The 22784-nt window shown below is 67.0% G+C and carries 25 protein-coding genes and 1 tRNA gene; 15 read left to right on the top strand and 11 right to left on the bottom strand.

Annotated elements, in window-relative coordinates; genetic code table 11:
• Window positions 1–27 precede the first annotated feature (27 nt).
• From purE to cydX, 9 genes are all read left to right on the top strand, one after another.
• Complete coding sequence (gene purE / locus ACVCNR_RS07840) at window positions 28–525, top strand: 5-(carboxyamino)imidazole ribonucleotide mutase (RefSeq protein WP_354197923.1); 498 nt, start codon at window positions 28–30, stop codon at window positions 523–525.
• Entirely contained in the window at window positions 525–1622 is a 1098-nt protein-coding gene (locus ACVCNR_RS07835) for a 5-(carboxyamino)imidazole ribonucleotide synthase (protein WP_447074260.1), read from the top strand. The genes purE and ACVCNR_RS07835 overlap by 1 nt, the downstream gene beginning before the upstream one ends.
• A 65-nt stretch (window positions 1623–1687) precedes the next feature.
• Window positions 1688–2263, top strand: a complete 576-nt coding sequence (locus ACVCNR_RS07830) for a tyrosine-protein phosphatase (protein ID WP_447074259.1) — start codon at window positions 1688–1690, stop codon at window positions 2261–2263.
• 232 nt (window positions 2264–2495) lie between these two features.
• Entirely contained in the window at window positions 2496–3062 is a 567-nt protein-coding gene (locus tag ACVCNR_RS07825) for a GbsR/MarR family transcriptional regulator (RefSeq protein WP_354197919.1), read from the top strand.
• Window positions 3059–4822 carry a thiol reductant ABC exporter subunit CydD gene (gene cydD, locus ACVCNR_RS07820; protein WP_447074258.1) on the top strand — a complete coding sequence of 588 codons (1764 nt, stop codon included), beginning with the start codon at window positions 3059–3061 and terminating at the stop codon, window positions 4820–4822. The genes ACVCNR_RS07825 and cydD overlap by 4 nt, the downstream gene beginning before the upstream one ends.
• Window positions 4819–6513 (top strand): amino acid ABC transporter ATP-binding/permease protein, encoded by a 1695-nt coding sequence (locus ACVCNR_RS07815; protein WP_447074257.1) that lies wholly within the window; start codon window positions 4819–4821, stop codon window positions 6511–6513. Before cydD ends, ACVCNR_RS07815 begins: the two co-directional genes overlap by 4 nt.
• 68 nt (window positions 6514–6581) lie before the next feature.
• Window positions 6582–8159 (top strand): cytochrome ubiquinol oxidase subunit I, encoded by a 1578-nt coding sequence (locus tag ACVCNR_RS07810; protein WP_354197913.1) that lies wholly within the window; start codon window positions 6582–6584, stop codon window positions 8157–8159.
• A 5-nt stretch (window positions 8160–8164) separates the two neighbouring features.
• Window positions 8165–9322 (top strand): cytochrome d ubiquinol oxidase subunit II, encoded by a 1158-nt coding sequence (cydB, locus tag ACVCNR_RS07805; protein WP_354197911.1) that lies wholly within the window; start codon window positions 8165–8167, stop codon window positions 9320–9322.
• Window positions 9323–9336: 14 nt separating this feature from the next.
• A complete protein-coding gene (gene cydX / locus ACVCNR_RS07800; protein WP_354197909.1) occupies window positions 9337–9477 on the top strand; it encodes a cytochrome bd-I oxidase subunit CydX in 141 nt (46 codons plus the stop codon).
• Between the two features lie 35 nt (window positions 9478–9512).
• On the opposite strand, the gene ACVCNR_RS07795 is transcribed toward cydX, so the two are convergent.
• Window positions 9513–9983 carry an Lrp/AsnC family transcriptional regulator gene (locus ACVCNR_RS07795; protein ID WP_447074256.1) on the bottom strand — a complete coding sequence of 157 codons (471 nt, stop codon included), beginning with the start codon at window positions 9981–9983 and terminating at the stop codon, window positions 9513–9515.
• A 106-nt stretch (window positions 9984–10089) separates the two neighbouring features.
• Here ACVCNR_RS07795 and ACVCNR_RS07790 point away from each other — a divergent pair, with 106 nt between their 5' ends.
• Complete coding sequence (locus ACVCNR_RS07790) at window positions 10090–11562, top strand: aminotransferase class V-fold PLP-dependent enzyme (protein ID WP_447074255.1); 1473 nt, start codon at window positions 10090–10092, stop codon at window positions 11560–11562.
• 201 nt (window positions 11563–11763) lie between these two features.
• On the top strand, window positions 11764–11964 hold the full coding sequence (locus ACVCNR_RS07785) for a DUF1858 domain-containing protein (RefSeq protein WP_354197903.1): 201 nt from the start codon (window positions 11764–11766) through the stop codon (window positions 11962–11964).
• Window positions 11965–11970: 6 nt separating this feature from the next.
• On the opposite strand, the gene ACVCNR_RS07780 is transcribed toward ACVCNR_RS07785, so the two are convergent.
• Window positions 11971–12675 (bottom strand): Crp/Fnr family transcriptional regulator, encoded by a 705-nt coding sequence (locus ACVCNR_RS07780; protein WP_354197901.1) that lies wholly within the window; start codon window positions 12673–12675, stop codon window positions 11971–11973.
• 207 nt (window positions 12676–12882) lie between these two features.
• On the opposite strand from ACVCNR_RS07780, the gene ACVCNR_RS07775 reads away from it, so the two are divergent.
• Complete coding sequence (locus tag ACVCNR_RS07775) at window positions 12883–13326, top strand: pseudoazurin (RefSeq protein WP_354197899.1); 444 nt, start codon at window positions 12883–12885, stop codon at window positions 13324–13326.
• Window positions 13327–13492: 166 nt separating this feature from the next.
• On the opposite strand, the gene ACVCNR_RS07770 is transcribed toward ACVCNR_RS07775, so the two are convergent.
• From ACVCNR_RS07770 to ACVCNR_RS07755, 4 genes are all read right to left on the bottom strand, one after another.
• Complete coding sequence (locus tag ACVCNR_RS07770) at window positions 13493–14392, bottom strand: SUMF1/EgtB/PvdO family nonheme iron enzyme (RefSeq protein ID WP_447074254.1); 900 nt, start codon at window positions 14390–14392, stop codon at window positions 13493–13495.
• 184 nt (window positions 14393–14576) lie between these two features.
• Window positions 14577–15695: a copper-containing nitrite reductase gene (nirK, locus tag ACVCNR_RS07765; RefSeq protein WP_354197895.1), complete on the bottom strand. Its 1119-nt coding sequence runs from the start codon at window positions 15693–15695 to the stop codon at window positions 14577–14579.
• Between the two features lie 235 nt (window positions 15696–15930).
• Window positions 15931–17832 carry a putative bifunctional diguanylate cyclase/phosphodiesterase gene (locus tag ACVCNR_RS07760; protein ID WP_447074253.1) on the bottom strand — a complete coding sequence of 634 codons (1902 nt, stop codon included), beginning with the start codon at window positions 17830–17832 and terminating at the stop codon, window positions 15931–15933.
• Window positions 17833–17969: 137 nt separating this feature from the next.
• Window positions 17970–18045 (bottom strand) — tRNA-Ala (locus ACVCNR_RS07755).
• A 144-nt stretch (window positions 18046–18189) separates the two neighbouring features.
• Here ACVCNR_RS07755 and ACVCNR_RS07750 point away from each other — a divergent pair.
• Both ACVCNR_RS07750 and ACVCNR_RS07745 read left to right on the top strand, forming a co-directional pair.
• Window positions 18190–18480 carry a YggT family protein gene (locus tag ACVCNR_RS07750; protein WP_354197891.1) on the top strand — a complete coding sequence of 97 codons (291 nt, stop codon included), beginning with the start codon at window positions 18190–18192 and terminating at the stop codon, window positions 18478–18480.
• 8 nt (window positions 18481–18488) lie between these two features.
• Complete coding sequence (locus tag ACVCNR_RS07745) at window positions 18489–18800, top strand: DUF167 family protein (protein ID WP_447074252.1); 312 nt, start codon at window positions 18489–18491, stop codon at window positions 18798–18800.
• A gap of 22 nt (window positions 18801–18822) precedes the next feature.
• On the opposite strand, the gene ppa is transcribed toward ACVCNR_RS07745, so the two are convergent.
• The 5 genes from ppa to ACVCNR_RS07720 form a co-directional block, all read right to left on the bottom strand.
• Window positions 18823–19356: an inorganic diphosphatase gene (gene ppa, locus ACVCNR_RS07740; RefSeq protein WP_354197887.1), complete on the bottom strand. Its 534-nt coding sequence runs from the start codon at window positions 19354–19356 to the stop codon at window positions 18823–18825.
• A 247-nt stretch (window positions 19357–19603) separates the two neighbouring features.
• On the bottom strand, window positions 19604–20110 hold the full coding sequence (locus ACVCNR_RS07735; protein ID WP_354197885.1) for a GNAT family N-acetyltransferase: 507 nt from the start codon (window positions 20108–20110) through the stop codon (window positions 19604–19606).
• Window positions 20111–20198: 88 nt separating this feature from the next.
• Window positions 20199–20837, bottom strand: coding sequence for a TPM domain-containing protein (locus ACVCNR_RS07730; RefSeq protein WP_354197883.1), 639 nt, complete (start codon window positions 20835–20837; stop codon window positions 20199–20201).
• Entirely contained in the window at window positions 20838–21647 is an 810-nt protein-coding gene (locus ACVCNR_RS07725; RefSeq protein WP_354197881.1) for a TPM domain-containing protein, read from the bottom strand.
• 92 nt (window positions 21648–21739) lie between these two features.
• Window positions 21740–22378, bottom strand: coding sequence for a LemA family protein (locus ACVCNR_RS07720; RefSeq protein WP_354197879.1), 639 nt, complete (start codon window positions 22376–22378; stop codon window positions 21740–21742).
• A gap of 147 nt (window positions 22379–22525) precedes the next feature.
• Here ACVCNR_RS07720 and ACVCNR_RS07715 point away from each other — a divergent pair, with 147 nt between their 5' ends.
• Complete coding sequence (locus ACVCNR_RS07715; protein ID WP_354197877.1) at window positions 22526–22783, top strand: hypothetical protein; 258 nt, start codon at window positions 22526–22528, stop codon at window positions 22781–22783.
• The last annotated feature ends 1 nt before the right edge of the window (window position 22784 follow it).

The following is a 22784-nucleotide window of genomic DNA, read 5'->3' as shown; positions in this document are numbered from 1 at the left end:
CGCCGCTTTGCTGACGGGAGCAGGGCCTTGACCGACCACCAAGCCGATGTCGCCATCATCATGGGCAGCCAGTCCGACTGGGCGACCATGCGCCACTCCGCCGAAACGCTGGCCGAACTCGGCGTCTCCCACAAGAGCCTGATCGTTTCCGCCCACCGCACGCCGCAGCGGCTCTACGACTTCGCCCACGGCGCCAAGGCGGCCGGCCACAAGGTGGTGATCGCCGGTGCCGGCGGTGCGGCGCATCTGCCGGGCATGACGGCGGCGATGACGCCGCTGCCGGTGTTCGGTGTGCCGGTGGAATCGAAGGCGCTGTCGGGGCAGGATTCGCTGTTGTCGATCGTGCAGATGCCGGCCGGCATCCCGGTCGGCACGCTGGCCATCGGCAAGGCGGGGGCGGTCAATGCGGCGCTGCTGGCCGCCGCCGTCTTGGCGCTCACCGATGCGGCGCTTGCCGGACGGCTGGAAGCCTGGCGCGCGGCGCAGACGGACAAGGTTGCCCTCGAACCGAAGGATGATGCGTGATGCTGACGCCCGGATCGACCATCGGCCCCGGATCGACCATCGGCATCGTCGGCGGCGGCCAGCTCGGCCGCATGCTGGCCATGGCGGCCGCAAGGCTGGGCTACCGTATCGCGGTGCTGGAACCGCAGGAAGACTGCCCGGCGGCACAGGTCGCCAACCGGCAGATCGTCGCCGCCTATGACGATCCGGCCGCCCTGGCGGAACTGGCCTCGATCAGCGCCGTCGTCACCTATGAGTTCGAGAACGTGCCGGTGGAAGCGGCCGAGGCCCTGGCGGCGCGCGTGCCGGTGCTGCCGCCGCCGCGCGCGCTGGAGGTTTCGCAGGACAGGCTGGTCGAGAAGCAGTTCCTCAACGGCATCGACATCGCCACCGCGCCGTTCCTGGCGGTGGACGGCGATGCCGGGCTGGCGTCCGCCCTGCAGGCCTTCGGCGGCAGCGGCGTGCTGAAGACGCGGCGCATGGGCTATGACGGCAAGGGCCAGCGCGTCTTCCGAAACATGCTGACCGGCGGCTATGCCGGCGTGTTCGAGGCCATGGGCTCGGTGCCGCTGATCCTCGAGGGCCTGATTTCGTTCGAGCGGGAAATCTCGGTGATCGGCGCGCGCGGCGCCGACGGCAAGGTGAAGACCTACGCGCCGGCCGAGAACGTGCACCGCGACGGCATCCTGCGCAGCTCGACCGTGCCGGCGGCCATCGCGCCGGTGACGGCGACGGCGGCGCGCGACGCGACGGCAGCCATCCTGGAGGCGCTGGGCTATGTCGGCGTCATCGGCGTGGAGTTCTTCGTGCTGGACGACGGCTCGCTGCTGGCCAATGAGATGGCGCCGCGCGTGCACAATTCCGGCCACTGGACGGAAGCCGCCTGCACCGTTTCGCAGTTCGAGCAGCACATCAGGGCGGTCGCCGGCCTGCCGCTCGGCGAAACGCGCCGCCACAGCGATTGCGTGATGGAAAACCTGATCGGCGACGATGTGGCGCTGATGCCGCAACTGGTGGCGGAGCCCGACGTGATGGTGCATCTCTATGGCAAGGCGCAGGCGCGCCCCGGCCGCAAGATGGGCCATTTCACGCGCCTGAAAGACATGGTTGCCGACTGAGCACGCGCTTTTGTGCGGGCCAGTTCTTTTTCCTGTCGCAAATCCGTGCCAGGAATTGGCCGGAAATGTTGAGGGAGCCGACATTGGCTGGTTTGCGACGACTGCGGGTTCTCCTTGCCGTGCTGCTTGGCGCGCCGGCGCTGATGGGGGCCCACATGGGCGTGCAGCAATTGCTCGGCAATTTCCATGAAGTGATTCCGGGAGAATTCTACCGGTCCGGGCAGCCCGATCACGACGATGTCGCGCATTACGCGGAGCGCTACGGCATCCGCACCATCCTCAACCTGCGCGACGAGAAGCCCGATGCGGAGGCGCTGGCCGCGCGCGCCGAGGCCGAGCGGCACGGCATCCGCATCATCGACTATCCGATGTCCTCGGCGCGGCGCTTGCCCGTCGCCAAGGCGAAGGAACTGGCGGCCCTGATGCGCGATGCGCCCAAGCCGCTGCTGGTGCATTGCGACCATGGGGCCAACCGCACCGGGCTGGCCTCGGCCATCTACGCCGGCGCGGTTGCCGGCCACAGCGAGATGGCGGCCGAATTCCAGCTTTCGCCCTATTACGGCCATGTGCCGATCGAGGGCCTCGGGCGCTACGAGATGTATCGTTCCTGGGACCGCTTCGAGGAAACGATCGGCTTCTGAAGCCTTTTTGCAGCCAGACGGACTCGTCTGGCTAAGGCAAACGTGCTGGAACAGCGGGCAGCGTTCGCCGCAGCCCATGCTCAGGGCGTATTTCCCAAGAATGACAACAGGTTCGATCCCGATTCGGGGATCGGCGACCCTTCATCATGCGGGTGCGACATGCTGCCTGCCTTGATTTTTGTCATGTCTAGGCGTACTGAATTTTCAGAAATTTCTGAAATTACTGTGTGCCATGAATCTTCCTCCGCTCATCCAGTCCTTCGTGCTGCATTTCGGCGAAATGGGCAGCCGCTGGGGCATCAACCGCACCGTCGGCCAGATCTATGCGCTGCTCTATGTCTCGGCCGAGCCTTTGTGCGCCGACCAGATCGTCGACGCGCTCGGCGTGTCGCGCTCCAACGTCTCCATGGGCCTGCGCGAATTGCAGACCTGGAATCTGGTCGTGCTGCGGCACATTCCCGGCGACCGGCGCGATTTCTTCACCGCGCCCGACGACATCTGGCAGATCCTGCGCACCCTGGCCGAGGAGCGCAAGAAGCGCGAAGTCGACCCCACGCTGTCGATGTTGCGCGAGCTGCTCATGCAGCAGCCCGGCAGCGCGGAGGAACGCTTTGCGCAGTCGCGCCTTATGGAGATGAACGGACTCATCGAACAGCTCACCAACTGGTACGATGACGTGAAACGGCTCGATACGGAAAGGCTGGCGATGCTGCTCAGCCTCGGTTCCAAGGTGACGAAGCTGCTCGACGCCAAGGACCGCATCGTTTCCATCGGCCGCAAGCGCAAGGGACAGACTTGACTGCGCTCGATACAGCCATCGCCCGTCGCGCGGCTCCCGACCGGCCCGCTGCCGATGCATCCGCCCGCCCGGATCGTTCCGATGCGAGGCCCGGCAAGACGAGGCCGGCGGTGCGGTCGCCCGGCAGGCTGAGCATCGGCCTGCAGATCGCCGCTTCCTTTATCTGGATCGCGCAGGCGGGCCTGCTGGCGATGGCCGTCGGCGACATCGCCGCCGGCGGCGTCGCGGCTGCAGTGGTGGCACCGGCCGTCGCCGTCTTCGTGCTCGGCGTGGTGCGCGCGGTGCTCGACCGGGCCGGATCGCGGCTCGCCTTCACGGCTGCCCGGCGTGAGCTCGCCCGGCTGCGGGCCGAAGCCATAGCGGCGCTGGCGACGCGCTCGCCGCTCGATGCGTCGCGCCCGTCCTCCGGCTTCGTCGCCAGCACGGTGGCCGAGCAGGCCGAGGCGGTGGTGCCTTACCTGTCGCGTTTCCAGCCGTTGCGCTGGCGCGCCATGATCGTGCCGCTTGCCATCTTCGCCTGCGTGTTCCCGCTGTCCTGGGTGGCGGCGCTGATCCTTTTGGTCGCCATGCCGCTGATCCCGGTGTTCATGGCGCTGATCGGCTGGCGGGCCAGGGAGGCGAGCGAGCGCCAGCTTGCCAAGATGGGCGACATGAACGGCTTCCTGCTCGACCGGCTGCGCGGACTGGCCACCATCCGCAGCTTCGATGCGGTGGACAGCACGGCGGTCCGGCTGCGCCACGAGGCCGTTCTGCTGCGGCGCCGCACCATGTCGGTGCTGCGCATCGCCTTCCTGTCCTCGGCAGTGCTGGAGCTGTTCTCGGCACTGGGCGTGGCCATGGTCGCCGTCTATGTCGGCTTCCATTTTCTCGGCCAGCTCGAGTTCGGCGCTTGGGGCGACAAGCTGTCGCTCGGCCAGGGCGTGTTCATCCTGATGCTGGCGCCGGCCTTCTTCGAGCCGTTGCGCGACCTCTCCGCCGTCTGGCACGACCGCGCCGCCGGCGTGGCGGCGCTGGAGGCGCTCGAGAAGGTGATGACGGCCGGCGAGGCGATCGTGCCGGTCGATGAAACGGGGACCGGGCCGGCCGCAGCCGGCGGGGCGGCGTCCGTCACGCTCGACGAGGTGCATTTCCATCATGCCGGGCAGGGCCGGAAGGTGTTCGACGGGCTGTCGCTCGATATTCGGCCGGGCGAGCGCGTTGCTGTTATGGCGCCGAGCGGCGGCGGCAAGTCGACCCTGCTGGCGCTGATCGGCGGGCTGGCCGTGCCGCAGGCGGGCATCGTCCGCATCGGTGGCGAGCCGCTGCGCTCCGATACGGCGGGGCGGCTGCGCGCCGGCATGGCGTGGATCGGCCAGATGCCGCACATCTTCGCCGGCACGCTTCGGCGCAACGTCACGCTCGGGCGGCCGGACATCGGGCAGCGGGAAGCCGGCGCTGCGCTGGAAGCGGCACGGCTGGGCGCGGTGGCGCTTAGGCGCGCAGGCGCGGTGCTCGGCGAAGGCGGCGCCGGCCTTTCCGGCGGCGAGGCGCTGCGGCTGGCCATCGCGCGGGCGGCGGCGACGCAAGGTGCCGGCCTGGTGCTGGCCGACGAGCCGACCGCCCATCTCGACCGCCGCACCGCCGACGAGATCACCGACATGCTTCTGGAGGTCACCAAAGGCCGGACGCTGATCGTCGCAACGCACGATCCGGTGCTGGCGGCGCGCATGGACCGCATCGTCACGCTGGGCAATGTGCCAGCGGGAAGGGAGCGGGCATGAGCGGCATGCGGCACCTGCGCACCGTTCTGGCGCTGTTCTGGTCCGGCAACCGGCCGATGCTGGCCGCCGGGGCCGCGCTGGCCCTGACGACCGCCCTGGCGGGCATCGCCCTGCTTGGCCTCTCCGGCTGGTTCATCACCGCCACCGCGATCGCCGGTGCATCCTTGGCGACGGCTCTGGTCTTCGACGTGTTCGCTCCCGCTGCCGGCATCCGCTTCCTGGCGCTTGCCCGCACCGCCTCGCGCTATGGCGAAAGGCTGGTCACCCATGATGCGACGCTCCAAGTGCTGGCAAGGCTGCGCGAGCGCCTGTTCCGCGGTTTCGCCGGTGACGAGGCGGCGCGCAGGCTGGCGGCGCGGCCGGCACGGCTGCTGTTCAGGCTCACCGTCGATATCGATGCGCTGGATTCGCTTTACCTGCGCGTCGTCGTGCCGCTGGCGGCTGCCGTTGGCTCGGCCCTTGTCACCGCGCTGGTGCTGGGCCTCATCGCCCCGGTTCTGGGCGCGGGCATCGGTGGGGCGCTGATCGTGGCCGGGCTCGCGATCCCTGCCGCCGCGGCCGCCCGTGCGAAGAAGCCGGCGCGGCGACGCGCCCATGCGCTGGAGGTGCTGCGGGCGCGCACCATCGACCTGATGCGCGGCCAGTCCGACCTCGTCATGGCCAACCGGCTGGCGGCGCAGGCCGCCGCCGTCTCCGCCGCCGACGCGCGGCTGGCCGGGGCGGAGGATGCGCTGAACCGGATCGAAACCGGCACCGGCCTCGCCTTCGCCATTGCCGGCGCGGGGCTTGTGGCCGTCACGCTGGTCGCCGCCGCCATGCTGGCCGAAAACGGGGCCATCGGCGCGCCGGTCGCGGCCCTTGCGGTGTTCGTGGCGCTGGCCAGCCTTGAGCCGTTCACGGCGCTGCGCCGTGGCGCGCTGGAGTTCGGCCGGGTGCTGCTGTCGGCCCGCCGGCTGGGGCCGAAGCTGGAAGAAGCCGCCGGGACATTACCGCGGCCCTCCATGCCGTCGAACCTCCTCCACGCCGTCGAGATCGACGGTGTGACGGTGCGCTATGACGCTGCCGGGTGCCCGGTGCTCGCCGGCCAGTCGCTCATCGTCGGCAAGGGCGAGCATGTCGCGCTGATCGGCGCCAGCGGGGCGGGCAAGTCGACGCTGCTTTCCCTGATCGCGGGCGAGATCGCGCCGGAGGCGGGAACGGTCGTGACGCTGCCCGCCACACTGCTCACGCAGCGCAGCGAGCTTTTCCACGACACGCTGCGCGGCAACCTTGCCTTGGCGCGCGCCGATGCCGGCGAGGCCGGGATGCTGGATGCCTTGCATGCCGCCGGCCTCGGCCCGTTCGTGGCCAGCCTGCCCGACGGGCTCGATACCGTGCTCGGCGAGGGCGGCATCGGCCTGTCGGCCGGGCAGGCGCGGCGTCTGGCCCTTGCACGCCTGCTGCTGCGCGATACATGCGTGTGGCTGCTCGACGAGCCGACCGAAGGGCTCGACGGCGCGACGGCGCGCGACGTGATCGAGCGTCTCGATGCGCGCGCGCAGGACCGTGCCCTCGTGATCGTCACCCATGTCCGCCGCGAGGCGGAACTGGCCGATCGCATCGTGCTGGTCGAGGGCGGCCGGATCGTGGCCGATGCGGCGCGCGGCAGCGAGGGGCACGAAGAATTGCTCGGCCGGCTGCGGCCGGATTGAGCAGGTGATGACGGCGCCGGGTGAGTGCGCCGCACTAGCCAAGGAGGCCGGGAAAGCCGGACTTAGCCATGGAACTCGACATCGTCTCCCTGTCACGATTGCAGTTCGCGATCACCGCCCTCTACCACTTCCTGTTCGTGCCGCTGACGCTCGGCCTGTCGGTGCTGCTCGCCATCATGGAGACGGTCTATGTCATGACCGGCCGCGACATCTGGCGGCAGATGACCAAGTTCTGGGGTGTGCTGTTCGGCATCAACTTCGCCATGGGCGTGGCCACCGGCATCGTCATGGAATTCCAGTTCGGCATGAACTGGAGCTATTACAGCCACTATGTCGGTGACATCTTCGGCGCGCCGCTGGCCATTGAGGGGCTGATGGCCTTCTTCCTCGAGGCCACCTTCGTCGGCCTGTTCTTCTTCGGCTGGGACAAGCTGTCCCGGCTCGGCCATCTCGCCGCCACCTGGGCCGTCGCCATCGGCTCCAATTTCTCGGCGCTGTGGATCCTGATCGCCAACGGCTGGATGCAGAACCCGGTCGGCGCGGCCTTCAACCCGCAGACCATGCGCATGGAGGTCAACGACTTCTTCGCCGTGCTGTTCAACCCGGTGGCGCAGGCGAAGTTCGTGCATACGGTCTCGGCGGGCTATGTCACCGCGTCGATCTTCGTGCTCGGCGTTTCGGCCTGGTACCTCCTCAAGGGCCGGCACCTTGAACTCGCCAAGCGCTCGCTCACCGTCGCGGCCTCGTTCGGGCTGGCCGCGTCCCTGTCGGTGGTCGTGCTCGGCGATGAAAGCGGCTACCTCTCCACCGAGCACCAGAAGATGAAGCTCGCCGCCATCGAGGCGATGTGGAAGACGGAGCCGGCCCCGGCGGCCTTCACCGCCATCGGCTTCCCCGACCAGGAAGCGCGCAAGACCCATTATGCGGTCCATATCCCCTGGGCGATGGGCCTGATCGGCACGCGCTCGCTGACCACCGAGATCCCCGGCATCGAGGAACTGGTGCAGCATGCCGAGACGCGCATCCGCAACGGCATGATCGCCTATGGGGCGTTGCAGGAGATCCGCGCCGCCGGCAGCGATGCGGCGATCCCGGAAGCGGCGCGCGCCGCCTTCGAGGAACACGGCGCCGACCTCGGTTACGCGCTGCTGCTCAAGCCCTATCTCGACGACCCGACGCAGGCGAGCGACGAGCAGATCGCGCAGGCGGCGTGGGATACGGTGCCGAACGTGCCGACCCTGTTCTGGACCTTCCGCATCATGGTCGGCCTCGGCTTTTTCTTCATCGTCCTGACCGGCGTGTTCTTCTATCTCTCGGCGCGGCACCGGCTCGACCGCTATCCGTGGCTGCTGCGGGTCGCGGTGTTCGCCATCCCGCTGCCGTGGATCGCGGCCGAATGCGGGTGGATCGTCGCCGAGTTCGGGCGCCAGCCCTGGGTGATCGAAGGCGTGCTGCCCACCGCCGTGGCCGTGTCCAGCCTCGGCGCGCGCACGGTGCTGTTCACCATCGTCGGCTTCTCGCTGATCTATTCGGTGCTGTTCGTGATCGAGATGGTGCTGATGCTGGCCGCGATCCGCAAGGGACCGGAGCCCGATCATGCGCCGCGCGCCCGACTGGCGCCTCCTTCCCTCGCACCGGCGGAGTAGAAGACATGATCCTGCACGAACTCCTCGATTATCCGACCCTGAGGATCATCTGGTGGGCGCTGCTCGGCGTCCTCCTGATCGGTTTTGCGGTGATGGACGGCTTCGACCTCGGCACCGGCATGCTGCTGCCGTTCGTGGCCAGGACCGATGTCGAACGCCGCGTCGTCATCAACACGGTCGGCCCGGTCTGGGAAGGCAACCAGGTGTGGCTGATCCTTGGCGGCGGCGCCATCTTCGCCGCCTGGCCGCCGCTTTATGCGGTGTCCTTCTCCGGCTTCTATCTCGCCATGTTCGCGATATTGTTCGCGCTGATCCTGCGCCCCGTCGGCTTCAAGTTCCGGTCGAAGCGCGACAGCGTCGCCTGGCGCACTGGCTGGGACTGGGCGTTGTTCATCGGCGGCTTCGTTCCGGCGCTGGTGATGGGCGTGGCGGTGGGCAATGTGCTGCAGGGGGTGCCGTTCCGCTTCGGCACGGACCTGCGCATCTACTATGAGGGCACGACGCTGTTCGAGCTGCTCAATCCCTTCGCCCTGCTGTGCGGCCTGTTGTCGGTGGCGATGCTGGTCATGCATGGCGGTTCCTGGCTGGCGATGAAGACCAAGGACGCCGTGGCGGCGCGGGCCCGCCGGTTCGGCGCCGTGGCGGCGGTGGCGACCATCGTGCTGTTCGCCCTCGGCGGGTTGTGGCTATGGGCCGGCATCGACGGCTACCGCATCGCCAGCGCCGTGGTGACCGACGGCCCGTCCAATCCGCTCGCCAAGACGGTGGAGCGCGGGGCCGGCATCTGGTTCGAGAATTACGGCCGTCATCCGTGGATGATGATCGCGCCGGCGCTCGGCTTCCTTGGCGCGCTGGCCAATCTGGTGCTGCTGAAAAGCCGGCGCGAGGTGCTGCCGGAACTGGCCAGCGGCCTTTCGGTGCTCGGCATCGTCGCCACCGTGGGCGTGTCCATGTTCCCGATGATACTGCCCTCGTCGCTCGATCCGAACTCCAGCCTCACCGTCTGGGATGCCTCGTCCAGCCATCTCACGCTGTTCGTCATGCTGGTGGTGACGGCGATCTTCATCCCGCTCATCGTCGCCTATACGAGCTGGGTCTACCGGGTGCTGTGGGGCAAGGTGGACGAGAAGTCGATCAGCGACGGCAGCGGCCACGCCTACTGAGGAAGGAGAACAACATGTGGTATTTTTCCTGGCTGCTCGGCCTGCCGCTTGCCGCCGCCTTCGCGGTGCTCAACGCCATGTGGTACGAGCTGATGGACGATGCCGCCAAGGCGGCCGAGGCTGCGCCGCCGCCGGCCGCGAAGTCCGGCGACTGATCGGTCCGAAAGCCTGCAACTTTCAGGCTGATGCTCTATCGCACCCGCAGCAGGTCCACGGGGCGGCTGTCGATGATCGCCTCCATGGAGAAGTGGCCGGTGACGGTGGCCAGATCGAAGTCGGTGATGAGCTTCTGGTAGAAGGCGTCGTAGCCGGCCATGCCGCGGGTGACGACCTTGACCATGTAATCCCAGTCGCCGCCGATGCGGTAGAAGTCGATGACTTCCGGCAGCCGCTCGACATGCTTGCGGAAGCTGTCCGCCCACTCCTTGGAATGATGGCGGGTGCGGATCATCACCAGCACCGTCAGGTCGAGCCCCAGGGCCGCCAGGTCGATGTCGGCATGGGAACCGCGCAGGATGCCCTCGGCACCCAGCCGTTGCAGCCGCCGCCAGCAGGCGTTCTGCGAAATGCCGGCCCGTTCCGCCAGTTCGCGCTGGGACAGGCCGGCCTGCTGCTGGAGGCAGTTCAGGATTTTCAAATCTATCCGGTCGATTTTGCTCATATCTCGATCATATGACCCAATATTTAGATATTTGTGCATTAAACAGGTGAGGTTTCAACCAGAAATCCGCGTAAAATTCATCCCAATATTTCCTCGCGGAACAGGGATGGAGACAATGACGGCCTCGGCACAGTTTTGCGGCAGCCTGCTGGATCGCTTTCGGCAAAGCCTGGCGATGGAGGACATCGTGGCGGGGCTGCGCGCCGGCCTGATCGGGGCGGACGCCACCGTCGACGGGCCGTTCGGGCGCAAGCCGATGGTCTATGCCGACTATGTCGCTTCCGGCCGGGCGCTCAGCCAGGTGGAACGTTTCGTGCTGGAGGAGGTGCTGCCCTATTACGCCAACAGCCACACCGAGGCCTCCTGGTGCGGTGGCTTCATGACCCGGCTGCGGCGCGAGGCGCGGGCGGTCGTCGCCAGCCATTGCGGCGCGGGCGAGGACCACGCCGTCATCTTCACCGGTTCGGGCGCCACGGCCGGCATCAACCGGCTGGTCAGCCTGTTCGGCGTGGCCGATGCGGTGCGGGCCGGCAAGCGGGCGCGGGTCGTCATCGGCCCCTATGAGCATCATTCCAACATCCTGCCGTGGCGCGAGAGCGGGGCCGAGATCGTGGAACTGCCGGAGGGGCCGCAGGGCGGGCCGGACGTCGCCGCGCTCGAGGCCACGCTTCGCGAGCCGGGCGTGGCACCGACGGTCTGCGCCTTCTCGGCCGCCTCCAACGTCACCGGCATCGTCGCCGACGTGGCCGGGCTGACGAAGACGGTGAAGGCCGCCGGCGCGCTGATGGTGTGGGACTATGCGGGCGGCGGGCCCTACCTGCCGATGTCGATGACGGGCGATGGCGGCGCTTGTGTCGATGCCATCGTGTTCTCGCCGCACAAGTTCATCGGCGGGCCGGGGGCCTCGGGCGTGCTGGTGGTCCGGCGCGCCGCCACCGTGATCGACAGGCCGTCCCTGCCGGGCGGCGGCACGGTGCGTTTCGTCACCTCCGCCGGCCACGACTACAGTTCCAGCCTCGAGGCGCGCGAGGAGGCGGGCACGCCGAATGTCGTCGGCGACATCCGGGCGGCGCTCTCTGTGCTGGTCAAGGAGGCGATCGGGACGGAGCGGGCAGGGGAGCGCAACCGCGAACTCGCCCGGCGTGCCATGGAGGCATGGCGCGACGTGCCGAATCTCGAACTGCTCGGGCCGGCAGCCGGGGACAGGCTGCCGATCTTTTCCTTCCGCGTGCGGGACGGCAAGGGCGGCCATGTCCACCAGCAACTGGTGACCCGCATGCTGAGCGACCGGTTCGGCATCCAGGCGCGCGGCGGCTGTGCCTGCGCCGGCCCCTATGTGCTGCGGCTGCTGGGCATCGATGCCGCGCAGGCGGAGCAATTGCGGCAGGCGATCCTTGCCGGCGACGAGATGGCCAAGCCCGGTTTCACCCGGCTCAATTTCAGCGTGCTGCTCGATGACGCCAAGGTTGACTACCTCATCGAGGCGGTGAAGCAGGTGGCCGCCGATGCGCCGGATTACGAGCCGCGCTACGATTTCGATCCGGCCCGGGCGATCTTCTTTCCGCGCCTTTCGGCCTGAAACAGGTTTTCAGGAGAAGGCTTCTCAAGTTTGCGCGCGCGCAACGATCCTGCCTGCCCGATGCTTCATAATTAAAATACATCACCCGGAAGTGACCACCGGTTTCGGGACTGAAGCATGCATGGAAACACGGACCTGAAGCGGGCCGAGCGACGCTGAAAGATCGCCACGCGCTTCAGGCTTTGCAGGCGGTAGCGGATCATGAAGCGACATTTCGACCATGACATGACGATGGACGCCATCATGCGCCGGTGGCCGGGCACGATCCGGGTCATCCTCGGCAACGGCATGCTGTGCGTCGGCTGCCCGATCGCGCCGTTCCATACGGTCGCGGATGCGGTGCGCGAGCATGCGCTGGATGAGCAGACGCTGGTGGACGAGCTTTCCCGGGCGATGGAATGAGCCCGGTCAGCCCTTGCTGCCGCGCCCTTCCGCCAAGGCGAACAACTTGTGGGGCTCCACCACCGTCACCTTCTGGCGCCCGCTGCGGACCAGGCCCTTCTCCTCCCATGCGGTGAGAAGCCGGCTGACGGTGTGCAGCGTGGTGCCGGTCATCTCGGCGATGTCCTGGCGCGAGATGGGAAAGTCGATGAGGATGCCCTCGTCGGTCTTCCTGCCGGTCTGCTTGACCAGCCGCAGCAGGGCATGGGCCACGCGCTGTTCCACCTGTTCGGTCGCCATCTCGATCACGCGCTGCTGGGTCTCCTGCAGGCGCGCGCCCACGGTGCGGAAGGTGCCGGCGCCGAAATTGGGGAAGCGGGCGGCCAGTTCCGGCCACAGATTTCCCGGCCAGGCGAGCACCACGCAATCGACCACGGCGATGGCGGTGGCAGGGTAGGTGGTGCGGCCCAGCGCATGCGCTATGCCCATCAATTCGCCCGGGCTGATGTAGTGCACGGTGACCTGCTGGCCCTCGGGCGTCGTCTTGACGACGCGCACCCGGCCGTCCAGCAGCAGGAAGAAGGAGTGGGCTTCACCCTCCTGGTCGAAGACCGTATGGTCGCGGGCGATGCGCAGCGAGCGCGCCTGCCCGACGATGCCGTCGAGATCGGCCGGCTCTATGCCCTGGAAGAGGGGCAGTTCCGATATCAGGGAACGGTCCAGTCGGCTCAATGCTGCGTCTCCCAGCGTCGTTCGAACCCCGCGCCCGAACCGTTTCCGCTGCCGGCGCCACAATGTCACAGGCAATGGTGGCCGGGCAAGCCGCCTTAAAGGTGGCATTCCGGATCAAGTTTGTTCTACATCAACGTTATGGCCGCCCGCCGAGCCTAGACAGTGGCCAACGGTTCACCCCGTCAAGCAAGAAAAAAGGACAAGACCATGAGAAAGATCACCACCATCGCTGCCGCCTTCGCCGTTGCCCTTCTGGCAGGCGCAGCCCATGCCGCAGACCATCAGGTGCAGATGCTGAACAAGGGTGAGAAGGGCTCCATGGTCTTCCAGCCCGACTTCATCGTGGCCCAGCCCGGCGACACCGTGACGTTCGTGCCCACCGACAAGTCCCATGACGCCGAGAGCATCAAGGGCATGATCCCGGAAGGCGCGGAGCCGTTTAAGGGCAAGATCAACGAGCAGATCACCGTTACGGTCGAGAAGGAAGGCGTCTACGGCGTGAAGTGCACCCCCCACTACGGAATGGGCATGGTGGCGCTGATCGTGGTCGGCAAGCCCGTCAACCTCGAGGAAGCCAAGGCCGTCAAGCAGGTCGGCAAGGCCAAGAAGGTGTTCGCCGAACTGCTCGAGCAGGCCGCCGCCACGAACTGAGCGACTGCTGCGCTCTCGCGAAAAGGCCGGGTGGGACATCTTCCACCCGGCCTTTTCGTTGCCTGCAAGCCTACGACATCGGTAGTGCCGGGCCTGAATCACCGACCCCGGGAGTTTCGGCCGAAGCTCCCGGGGTCGGTTTTCCAAGCTGCGGGTGGTCAGGCTTCTAGAGCACGTCGCGACGCCACAGGGCGCGGAAGGCCGCGAGCCTGGAAGGACGTTCCTTGACCAGCCGGATGCCGAGATTGTCCGGGGGCAGGCCGGCCGCGCAGCCGCCGCTCTTGCCGTCGCGGATGAAGAAGGACATGTAGCCCCGGTGCCGGCCGCCGACGACGCGCACGCCGCAATTGTCGGTGCTGGCGTCGATCCGGCCGCGCTGGTCGAGCGCGGCGCGGCGGTAGCAGGTGCTGGTCCACTCCCACACATTGCCGGCCACGTCGTAGATCCCGTTCGAGTTGGGGCCGAAGTGACCCTGCGGCTTCGGCTGGGGATCGCTGCCGCGCGCGGCCTCGGCCTCGCTGAGGTAGCGGGCGATCCAGCGCGTGGCGGGGTTGGCGGTGTCCTCGATCTCCAGCGCCTTCTCGTCGAAGCGCTCGGCCGCCGCATAGGCCCATTCCTCGTCGGTGGGCAGGCGCCAGGTCTCGCCGGTTCTCTTCGACAGCCATTCGGCATAGGCCGTGGCGTCGCGGAAGTTGACGCCCGTCACCGGCAGGTCGTCGCCATCGGCAGGTGCCGGTGGCACCGCCTCGCAGGCGCCTTCGGTGACGCAGCGGGCATAGTCCCGGGCGCTGACCTGATAGGTCATGATCTCGAAGGCACGGCGGAAACGGACATGGTCGGCGGGCGGGTCCACGGGCCGCTCGGCATGCTGGAACTCGCCCGGCAGCCGGTAGGAGAGCTTGCCGGGGCTGACGGTCACGGTCTGCGGCGCAATGGTGGATATGGGGGTGGGCATGGGCGCAGGCGTGGCGATCGCCGCCACCGGCACATGCGCGGGAATGCGGGCGGCCAGAACCGCGGCCGGAATGGCCAGGGCGGCGGCTGCGAACAGGACATGTTTTTTCATGGTTGCGTCCTTGCCAGATCGTCATGCGTCTCGATCGACGCATGACAGGGTCTTTTCTGCTCATTTGGGTCCCGGGCTCTCTGCCCGGGACCCGGGAAGCCGGGGGTCCAAGAAAAAGGCCCGCCGGGAACGCCGGCGGGCCAGTCTGGTCAGGCGGTGGCCCGCCTCTCTGCCGCGCGGCAGCCTAGTTGGTCGGGATCGGGCCGGGAGCGGCGACCTGCATCATCAGGTCGTTGTCCCATTCGCCCTCGACCAGCACGTGGGCCGTCGCGCCGAGTTCCGCAGCCTCGATCAGGTTGTGGTTCACATAGGCGTAGATGCCCGGCTGCAGGAAGGTGTAGAGCGCAGCCCCCGCGGAACCGCCGCGGATGAACCAGGTCTCGAGGTCCCTGGCCGGCGGGTTGGAGAACTTGCCCTGTTCCCAGACATGGTCGCCGTGCCCGCCGATGAGGTGGGGCCGTGTATCGCGGTTAGCCTGGGCGTGGATGAACAGCACCGTCTCGCCGACCTTGGCCTTGAGCGCATTGTCGCCCGTCAAGGCTCCGACCTTGCCGTTGAACACGACGTGGGTCGGGATCAGGCCGCGCATCAGCTTGAGCGTGTCGTCATAGCTGTCTCCCAGCGACTCGTAGCGCTTGTAGTTGCCGCTCTCGTCGCGCGGGGCATAGAGGTCATGCTCGCCGATGTAGAAGATGCGGTCGTATTTCAGCGGCTTGCCGTTCTCGTCCTTCAGCCCGTCACGCGGCAGCACCATGATGGCGCCGCTCATGCCGGACACCACATGCCACGGGATCATGCCCGTCGGCGCGCAGTGATAGACGAAGGTGCCCGTGCGTGTCGCCTTCCAGCGCAGGACCGCCTGCTCGCCGGGGTTGACGTGGGTCAGTTCACCGCCGCCGAGCGCGCCCGTCGCGGAGTGGAAGTCGATGTTGTGCGGCATCTCGTTGGTCTCGGGATTGACCAGCGTGAGCTCGACATAGTCGCCCTCGTGCACGATCATCAGCGGGCCGGGCATGGAGCCCTCATAGGTCATGGCCTGCAAGGTGGTGCCTTCATTGTCGATCACCATGGGCTGTTCCTTGATGACCATCCTGAACTCGACCACCTTGGGTCCGCTCGTGGCGACCTGCTCGTGGGCATGGGCGAAGGGCGGCGGGACGAGATCGACCTTGACCCGCGGCAGGCTGGCGATGTCGCCCGCACGGGCCTGCGCCAGGGCGGGGGTCGCCACCATCGAGCCCAGGATTGCGGCCGCTGCCGCACCCGTGGCTGTACCCAGCAGTGCTTCGCGACGCGTCAACATGTTCTTATCTCCTTCTGGCATTGTGTTGCCTTTTGTTACAATCAGGAGGCTAGGCGCAGGCGGGTGACGGCTCTTTGCTGCAACGCAAACAATGTGTGCAGTGCGACAATTTGGCATGGGAAGCGCTGCGCCGTCAGCCGGGCGGCGGGCAGCCGGTGAAGCTGCAACGCATTCTTATATGTTTGTTTTTGCTGTTCTTTCGCGAGGCCTGCGGTGATGCCCGGCTTCGGAAGCCTCAGCTCGGCTGCGGCTGGCCTTGCCGCAAGGCCTGCTCCAGCGGCAGGGCGGCCGAGAACAGATAGCCTTGCGCGCAGGCGCAGCCCAGCGACTGGAGGATCTGCGCCTGGTCGGTCGTTTCCACGCCCTCGGCCATCACCTCCATGCCGAGCGTATGGGCAAGGTCGATGGTCGCCTTCATCAGGAGCCGGCTTTCCGCCCGGCATGTCAGATCCTTGGTGAAGCTGCGGTCGATCTTCACCTTCGAAATGCGCCCGTCCTTGAGCGAGGCGAGGGTGGAGAAGCCGGCGCCGAAGTCGTCGAGCGCGATGGAGATGCCGGCCTGCGCCAGCCGGGCGAGCTTTTCACCCACGCGTTCGGGATCGACCGGCGTTTCCTCGGTGATCTCGATCTCCAGCATGGAAGGCGGCAGGCCACGCGCGGCGAGGTCCTGGAGGATCATGCTGTCGATGTCGGCGGCCTCCAGCTCGCGCGGCGAGACGTTGATGGCGACGCGAAGGTCGGTCCGCCCGTCCCGCTGCAACTGCTCCATCATTGTGCAGCAGTTGCGGAACACGGTTTCGGTGAGCGATTGCAGCAGGCCGGTGGTGCGCGCGGTGGTGACGATTTCCGGCGGCGAGATCTGGCCATGCTCCGGATGCTGCCAGCGCAGCAGGCTCTCGAAGCCGACGATCTGCCGGGTGTCGAGCCTGACGATCGGCTGATACCAGCTCTGCAACTCCCCCGATTGCAGCGCGGCCTTCAAATCCCGCTCGATGCATTGCTGGCGGTTGAACGAACCCTCAAGCTCGGCGTCGAACATGCACAGCTCGTTTCGCCCGCGGTTCTTGGCCGTATAGAGGGCGAAGTCGGCCCGCAGCAGCATATGGGTGAGGCACGGACGCTCGGAGATGCAGATGCCGATGGAGGCGCCGACCTGCACGGAGTTGATGCCCGTATAGGGCCGGATGATGGCGGCGATGATCTGCCTGGCCAGATGCTCGGGGCTGGAGGGGGCGCTGGCGGCCACGAACAGCAGCGTGAATTCGTCACCGCCGATGCGCGCCAGCGTGACCCCCGGCGGCACCACGGCGTCAATGCGGCGTGCGATCTTCAGCAGCAGATCGTCACCGACGCGGTGGCCGTAGGTGTCGTTGACCGACTTGAAGCCGTCGAGATCGATCAGCATGGCCGTAAAGGGGCCTTGCGCCCGCTCGAGCCGGTTGACCGCCTGTTCGAGGCCGCGCCGGTTGAGCAGCCCGGTCAGCGGGTCTTCCCGGGAATTCTTCTCCATGTTCTCGGCATGCTGCCTGGCCTCGTATTTGAGGCGGCTGGTCTCGCGGAACCTCTCCTGCCCGAGGAAGGAACTTTTGGTCAGGCCGCCGAAGAACAGCACCACCGCGAAAGCCAGTATGTAGTCCTCCACCCCGCCCTGGATGACCATGCAGACCGTGACCGCGGCGAGCGGCGGCGCCATGAACAGGATGGGCAGCGCCGCATAGCAGGCGCTGTAGGACACCGCGCCGGCCGATATGCCGGCAAGGATGACCAGATAGACCGGCGCTTCCGGTACGGTGAAGGCTTCCGACAGGATGGCGACATGGGCCCAGGCGACGCCGCCCATGAAGGCGAGGACCATGTAGCTGTGCAGCCAGCGGGAGAGGCCGGCATAGTCCTGTTCCTGCTCCAGGGCTTCGCCGTGCGGTTGCCGCAGCGCCAGCACGATGCGCGCGCCGTTGATGAGATTGACGGCCACGAACCACAGGAGGGCGAACCAGTCGAACCCGGACATGAGCTTGACGATGAGGATGAGCACCGACAGGGCGGTGCTGATCGGCATGGAAATCAGCAGGCTGTTGCGCAGGTCGGCGAGCAGATCGCGCAGCACGCCCAGTTGCACTTCACTGTGTCTGGCTGGCATCGTGCCCGCACGCTTCATGAATCCCATTGCGCTCCGCAATAGGCCAGCAGGTTGAAGAACGCATTAACGGGATGACTAAAGGTCATCCGATCACCTTCTGCGGCGATGCGAAACGACGAATGCGGAAGAAGGAGAATTGGTGGAGCTGAGGGGGATCGAACCCCTGACCTCGTCATTGCGAACGACGCGCTCTCCCAGCTGAGCTACAGCCCCATCCAGAGGGATGGCGCATTTATGGGCCGAGGGCAGGGCCTGTCAAGCGAGCAATTGCGTCTTTCCCGCGCTCCTGCAACCGGCGGCGGGGACTTGCCCGGTCCGGCTGCAATGGCTACATGTCGACGACAATTGGAGACCTGCATGATCGCCCTCATCCAGACCCTCGTCCTGGCGCTCGATCTCTACTGGTGGATCATCATCGCCTCGGCCGTCTTTTCCTGGCTCTATGCGTTCAACGTCGTCAATCCGCGCAACCAGTTCGTCGGCACCATCGGCAACATGCTGTTCCGGCTGACCGAGCCGGCCCTGCGGCCGATCCGGCGCTTCATGCCCGATCTCGGCGGCATCGACATCTCGCCGATCATCCTCTTGCTGGCCATCTTCTTCATACGGCAGTTCCTGCTGATGAGCGTGGCGCCGCTGTTCCTCTAGGGCGCGCGGTGAACCTGCCCTGCAGGCTCCGCGACGACGGGCTCGATTTCTATGTGCGGCTGACGCCGAAAGCGTCGAAGGACGAGCTGTGCGGGGTGGAGACGGCCGCCGACGGCAAGGTTCACGCCAGGGCGCGGGTGCGGGCGGTGCCGGAAAAGGGCGCGGCCAATGCGGCGCTGGAAAAGCTGGTGGCCAGAAGCCTGGGCGTGCCGGCCTCCACCGTGGCGGTGGTGGCCGGGGGAACGGCGCGGCTCAAGACGGTGCGGGTGAGCGGCGCGCCGCAGCACTTGCAGCAGAAGCTGGCGCAGGCCCTGTCCTGATGGCAGGGCCCGCCTCAATATCTCACTTCGAGGCGCGGGCGCGCTCGATGCCCTCGAGGATCATCTGGCGGGCGCGGTCGACGCCGTGCCAGCCGCCGATCTTGACCCACTTGCCGGGCTCCAGGTCCTTGTAGTGCTCGAAGAAGTGCGCGACCTGATCGAGCGTGATCTGCGGCAGGTCGGTGTAGTCGAACACGTTCTCATAGCGCTTGGTGATGTGCGGGGAGGGCACGGCGATGATCTTCTCGTCCTCGCCGGCATTGTCTTCCATGATCAGCACGCCGATGGGGCGCACATTGATGACGCAGCCCGGCACCAGGGCGCGCGTGTTGCACACCAGCACGTCGACGGGGTCGCCGTCGCCCGACAGCGTGTGCGGCACGAAGCCGTAGTTTCCGGGGTAGCGCATGGGGGTGTAGAGGAAGCGGTCGACGAACAGCGTGCCGGCCTCCTTGTCCATTTCATACTTGATCGGCTCGCCGCCGACCGGGACCTCGATGATGACGTTGACGTCTTCCGGCGGGTTGTTACCGGTCGATATGGCGTCGATGCGCATGTCTGGGCCTCACTGACGTTGCTGAATTCCCGGAAGGCACCGGCAGGTGTCGCTGCGGGAATGAAGGTGGAAATCAGGGGTGGAGACTGCATTCGCTGACGAAGCAGCCCATCCTGGGGGTGGCAATAGCGGGGCTTGGCGCCGCAGGCAATGCGATGTGGCCGACAGTCTGCGGATTCGGCCGGAAAAAACGACGAAAACGGCGCGATTGCGGATGCGGGGACCGTTTGGAGATCGTCAGGCCGCCCTATTCCCAGACGAAGGCGATCTTCTTCAGGGCCTTGTGCTCGAACACCTCGACGCCCTCGGCGATGTCGCGGCCGCCGGCACCGGCATAGAAGGCGAGCGCGTTGTCGTTCTCCTCCAGCGCCCACACGACAAGCCCCTTGAGCCCATGGTCGGCGAGACGACGGCGGGCGGCGGCGAACAGGCGGCTGCCAAGGCCGATGCCCTGGTATTCGGGGCGCAGGTAAAGCTCGTAGATCTCGCCCTGCTGGGGAAGCTCGCGGGCACGGTTGCGGCCGATGGTGGCATAGCCGGCGATGACGCCGCCGATCTCCACCACAAGCACCGTGGCGGCGCGGCGGATGGCATTCGCCCACCAGTCGACGCCGCGGCGGTTGATCATCGAGGTCAGCGCCTTGTGGGGGATGATGCCGGCATAGGCGCCCCGCCAAGCCTCCAGGTGCACGCTGGCGATCGCGACGGCGTCGCGCGGCTCGGCTCTGCGGATGTCGATGGTCAAGGTGTTCATAGTTTCTTAACCATAATCCCCGGAATCGGCCAAAGGCAAGAGCGAGCCGGACATCCGGCGCATTCTTGCACGGCGGCCCGACGTGAGGTCAGATCTCGATCAGGTGATCGTCGAGTTCGTTCGCGTCGCCGGGCGAAACGGGGAAATGGACGGCGAGCACGGCGCCCACGGTCTCCACCGCCCGGACGAAGCCTTCGGCAAGGCGGTCCTGGCGGGCATGGGCGGTCAGGTCGTTCACCGTGTCTTCCCACAGGTCCGGGTCGACACGGCTGTCGATACCGACATCGGCGATGATTTCCGCATAGTGCTCGGCCAGCGAGACGAAGATCAGCACGCCGGTGCGGGCGGCGGTCCTGTGCACGTTGCGGCCGAGGAACTGGCGCAGCGCATTGTCGTGCGCGGCGCGATGGCGCATCTGCCAGGGCACGAGGTGGATGCGCAGCGCCGGCACTAGCCATAGCAGCGCAAGCACGGCAACGGCGGCGGCCAGTTGCTTCATGATGAAATGCGGCAGGCGGATCGACACCCACCAATATTCGGAGACGAAGGCGACGGCGAGGCTGGCCAGCAGGATGCCGATCATCGCCATGCAGGCGGCCGGGAAGAAATAGCCATCGCTCTGGCGGGCGACGACGCAGTAGATCTCGCCGTCGGTCTTCGCCTCGGCGGCGCGGATGGCGGCTGCGACACGCGCGCGGTCGGCCTCGCCTATGGGTCGTGTCGCCATCTACCAGCCTCCCGATGCGCCGCCACCGCCGGACGAACCGCCGCCGCCCGAGAATCCGCCGCCGCCGGAGGACCAGCCCCCGCCGCCCGACGACCATCCTCCGCCGGACCAGCCGCTGCCGCGCCTTGACCGGCGCGAGGAGCCGCTCCTGTTGACCTCGAACACCATGCCCAGCCAGCGATAGCGGCCGGGGCCGATCTTCTCGCCGAAGATCGGCGGCAGGATCGCCATGGCGAAGCCGCCGAAGAACAGGATCGCCCAGATGGTGATGAAGATGACCGGTATCCAGTCGTCGATGTCGCCGCTCCGCTGGTTGCGGGCGCCGCGTGCCTCGAGTTCCTCGGGATTGCCCTGGAGCACCATGATGATGTCGTCGACGGCCTTCTCGATGCCGCCGGAGAAATCGCCGGCGCGGAAGGCCGGCACCAGGTCGTTCTCGATGATGAGCTTGCTGTGCAGGTCGGTGAGCGTGCCCTCCAGCCCGTAGCCGACCTCGATGCGCATCTTGCGGTCGTCGCGCGAGATCAGCAGCAGGATACCGTTGTTCTCGCCGGCCTGGCCCAGCCCCCAGGCGCGGAACAGGCGGTTGGCGTAGGGTTCGATGGCCTCGCCGTCGAGGCTTTCGACGGTGGCGACGACGATCTGGTCCGAGCCCTGCCTTTCGAAATCCGCCAGCTTCTGCTCGATGAGGACACGCGTGGCGGCGTCCATCATGCCGGCCTGGTCGACGACGCGGCCGGTCAGCGCCGGCAGGGCAGCCGCCAGCGCTGCCATCGGCAGCAACAGGCCGACCAGCAGCACGGCTGCCATCCTCCGCCAGGCGGGAGGATGGGTTCGCACGAATGCGAGGGGATGCTGCCTCGTCACGTCCTGCCTACCGGCCCGGATTGCGCATCTGCGGCTCAGCCGCCCTGGCCGGTGCCGAAGTTCACCTGCGGGGCTTCCATCTTGTCCTCCGCCACGGTGAAGTTCTGGAACGGCTCGTTGGAGCGGAACCACAGCGTGGCCCAGATCACCGAGGGGAAGGTGCGCAGGGTGAGGTTGTAGTCGCGCACCGCCTGGATGTAGTCGCGGCGGGCGACGGCGATGCGGTTCTCGGTGCCTTCGAGCTGGGCCTGCAAGGCGAGGAAGTTCTGGTTCGCCTTCAAGTCCGGATAGTTCTCCACCACGGCGAGCAGCCGCGACAAGGCGCTGGTGAGGCCGGCCTGATTGTCCTGGAAGGCCTTGAAGGCCCCCGGATCGGAGAGGTTCTCGGGCGACACCGTCACCTGCGTCGCCTTGGCGCGCGCCTCGACCACGCCTTCGAGCACGTCGCGCTCGTGGCTGGCATAGCCCTTCACCGTCTCGACCAGATTGGGAATGAGGTCGGCGCGGCGCTGATACTGGTTGAGCACTTCGCTCCATGCCGCCTTGGCGTTTTCTTCCGCCGTGGGAATGGTGTTGTAGCCGCACCCCGCCAGCAGCGGCAGCAGGAAGGCCATGACCAGGAATGCCGGCAGGTTGCGCAGCGGGGAGGGGAGTGCGAGACGCTGGGCGAGCATGGAGGATGTCCCTCAACTGTGAATGGTGGACCAAGAAATAGCACAAAGAAGCGCGGAGAAAATGCCTGCCATGCGTCCTTGCCGTGCTATAGGCGAAAGACAGCGGCAATCGGCTCCGCAACAGGGTTGAGGCAAGGGTTCGAAGCCATGGCCACAGACAGGGACAGGCAGCGGGAGCAGGAATCGCGGCGCATCCTGAAAGGCGTCGCCGGCGAGACCGATCCTTCGGGCACGTCGCTTGCCGGGCGGGCCGCAAAAAGGGTGGGCGATCATCTGAGCGCCGCCGATTCCGATCCCTCCGACCGCATCGAGACCTGGGGCACGCGCATCGGTCGCGTGCTCGGCATGGTGATCATGATCGGCCTTGCCGTGTGGCTGTTCCGCCTCGTCTTCAGCAACGGATAAA

The sequence above is a fragment of the Aquamicrobium terrae genome (assembly GCF_052978165.1).
This window is presented reverse-complemented; position numbering and strand designations above follow the sequence as displayed.

Coding starts and splice junctions, on each gene's coding strand:
- ACVCNR_RS07825 (WP_354197919.1), top strand. CDS start 2,496: ATGAATCTTCCTCCGCTCATCCAGTCCTTCGTGCTGCATTTCGGCGAA.
- ACVCNR_RS07835 (WP_447074260.1), top strand. CDS start 525: ATGCTGACGCCCGGATCGACCATCGGCCCCGGATCGACCATCGGCATC.
- cydX (WP_354197909.1), top strand. CDS start 9,337: ATGTGGTATTTTTCCTGGCTGCTCGGCCTGCCGCTTGCCGCCGCCTTC.
- nirK (WP_354197895.1), bottom strand. CDS start 15,695: ATGTTGACGCGTCGCGAAGCACTGCTGGGTACAGCCACGGGTGCGGCA.
- ACVCNR_RS07735 (WP_354197885.1), bottom strand. CDS start 20,110: ATGAACACCTTGACCATCGACATCCGCAGAGCCGAGCCGCGCGACGCC.
- ACVCNR_RS07810 (WP_354197913.1), top strand. CDS start 6,582: ATGGAACTCGACATCGTCTCCCTGTCACGATTGCAGTTCGCGATCACC.
- ACVCNR_RS07795 (WP_447074256.1), bottom strand. CDS start 9,983: ATGAGCAAAATCGACCGGATAGATTTGAAAATCCTGAACTGCCTCCAG.
- ACVCNR_RS07715 (WP_354197877.1), top strand. CDS start 22,526: ATGGCCACAGACAGGGACAGGCAGCGGGAGCAGGAATCGCGGCGCATC.
- ACVCNR_RS07775 (WP_354197899.1), top strand. CDS start 12,883: ATGAGAAAGATCACCACCATCGCTGCCGCCTTCGCCGTTGCCCTTCTG.
- ACVCNR_RS07750 (WP_354197891.1), top strand. CDS start 18,190: ATGATCGCCCTCATCCAGACCCTCGTCCTGGCGCTCGATCTCTACTGG.
- ACVCNR_RS07815 (WP_447074257.1), top strand. CDS start 4,819: ATGAGCGGCATGCGGCACCTGCGCACCGTTCTGGCGCTGTTCTGGTCC.
- cydB (WP_354197911.1), top strand. CDS start 8,165: ATGATCCTGCACGAACTCCTCGATTATCCGACCCTGAGGATCATCTGG.
- ACVCNR_RS07730 (WP_354197883.1), bottom strand. CDS start 20,837: ATGGCGACACGACCCATAGGCGAGGCCGACCGCGCGCGTGTCGCAGCC.
- ACVCNR_RS07830 (WP_447074259.1), top strand. CDS start 1,688: ATGTTGAGGGAGCCGACATTGGCTGGTTTGCGACGACTGCGGGTTCTC.
- ACVCNR_RS07720 (WP_354197879.1), bottom strand. CDS start 22,378: ATGCTCGCCCAGCGTCTCGCACTCCCCTCCCCGCTGCGCAACCTGCCG.
- ACVCNR_RS07785 (WP_354197903.1), top strand. CDS start 11,764: ATGAAGCGACATTTCGACCATGACATGACGATGGACGCCATCATGCGC.
- ACVCNR_RS07770 (WP_447074254.1), bottom strand. CDS start 14,392: ATGAAAAAACATGTCCTGTTCGCAGCCGCCGCCCTGGCCATTCCGGCC.
- ACVCNR_RS07725 (WP_354197881.1), bottom strand. CDS start 21,647: ATGGCAGCCGTGCTGCTGGTCGGCCTGTTGCTGCCGATGGCAGCGCTG.
- ppa (WP_354197887.1), bottom strand. CDS start 19,356: ATGCGCATCGACGCCATATCGACCGGTAACAACCCGCCGGAAGACGTC.
- ACVCNR_RS07790 (WP_447074255.1), top strand. CDS start 10,090: ATGGAGACAATGACGGCCTCGGCACAGTTTTGCGGCAGCCTGCTGGAT.
- ACVCNR_RS07760 (WP_447074253.1), bottom strand. CDS start 17,832: ATGCCAGCCAGACACAGTGAAGTGCAACTGGGCGTGCTGCGCGATCTG.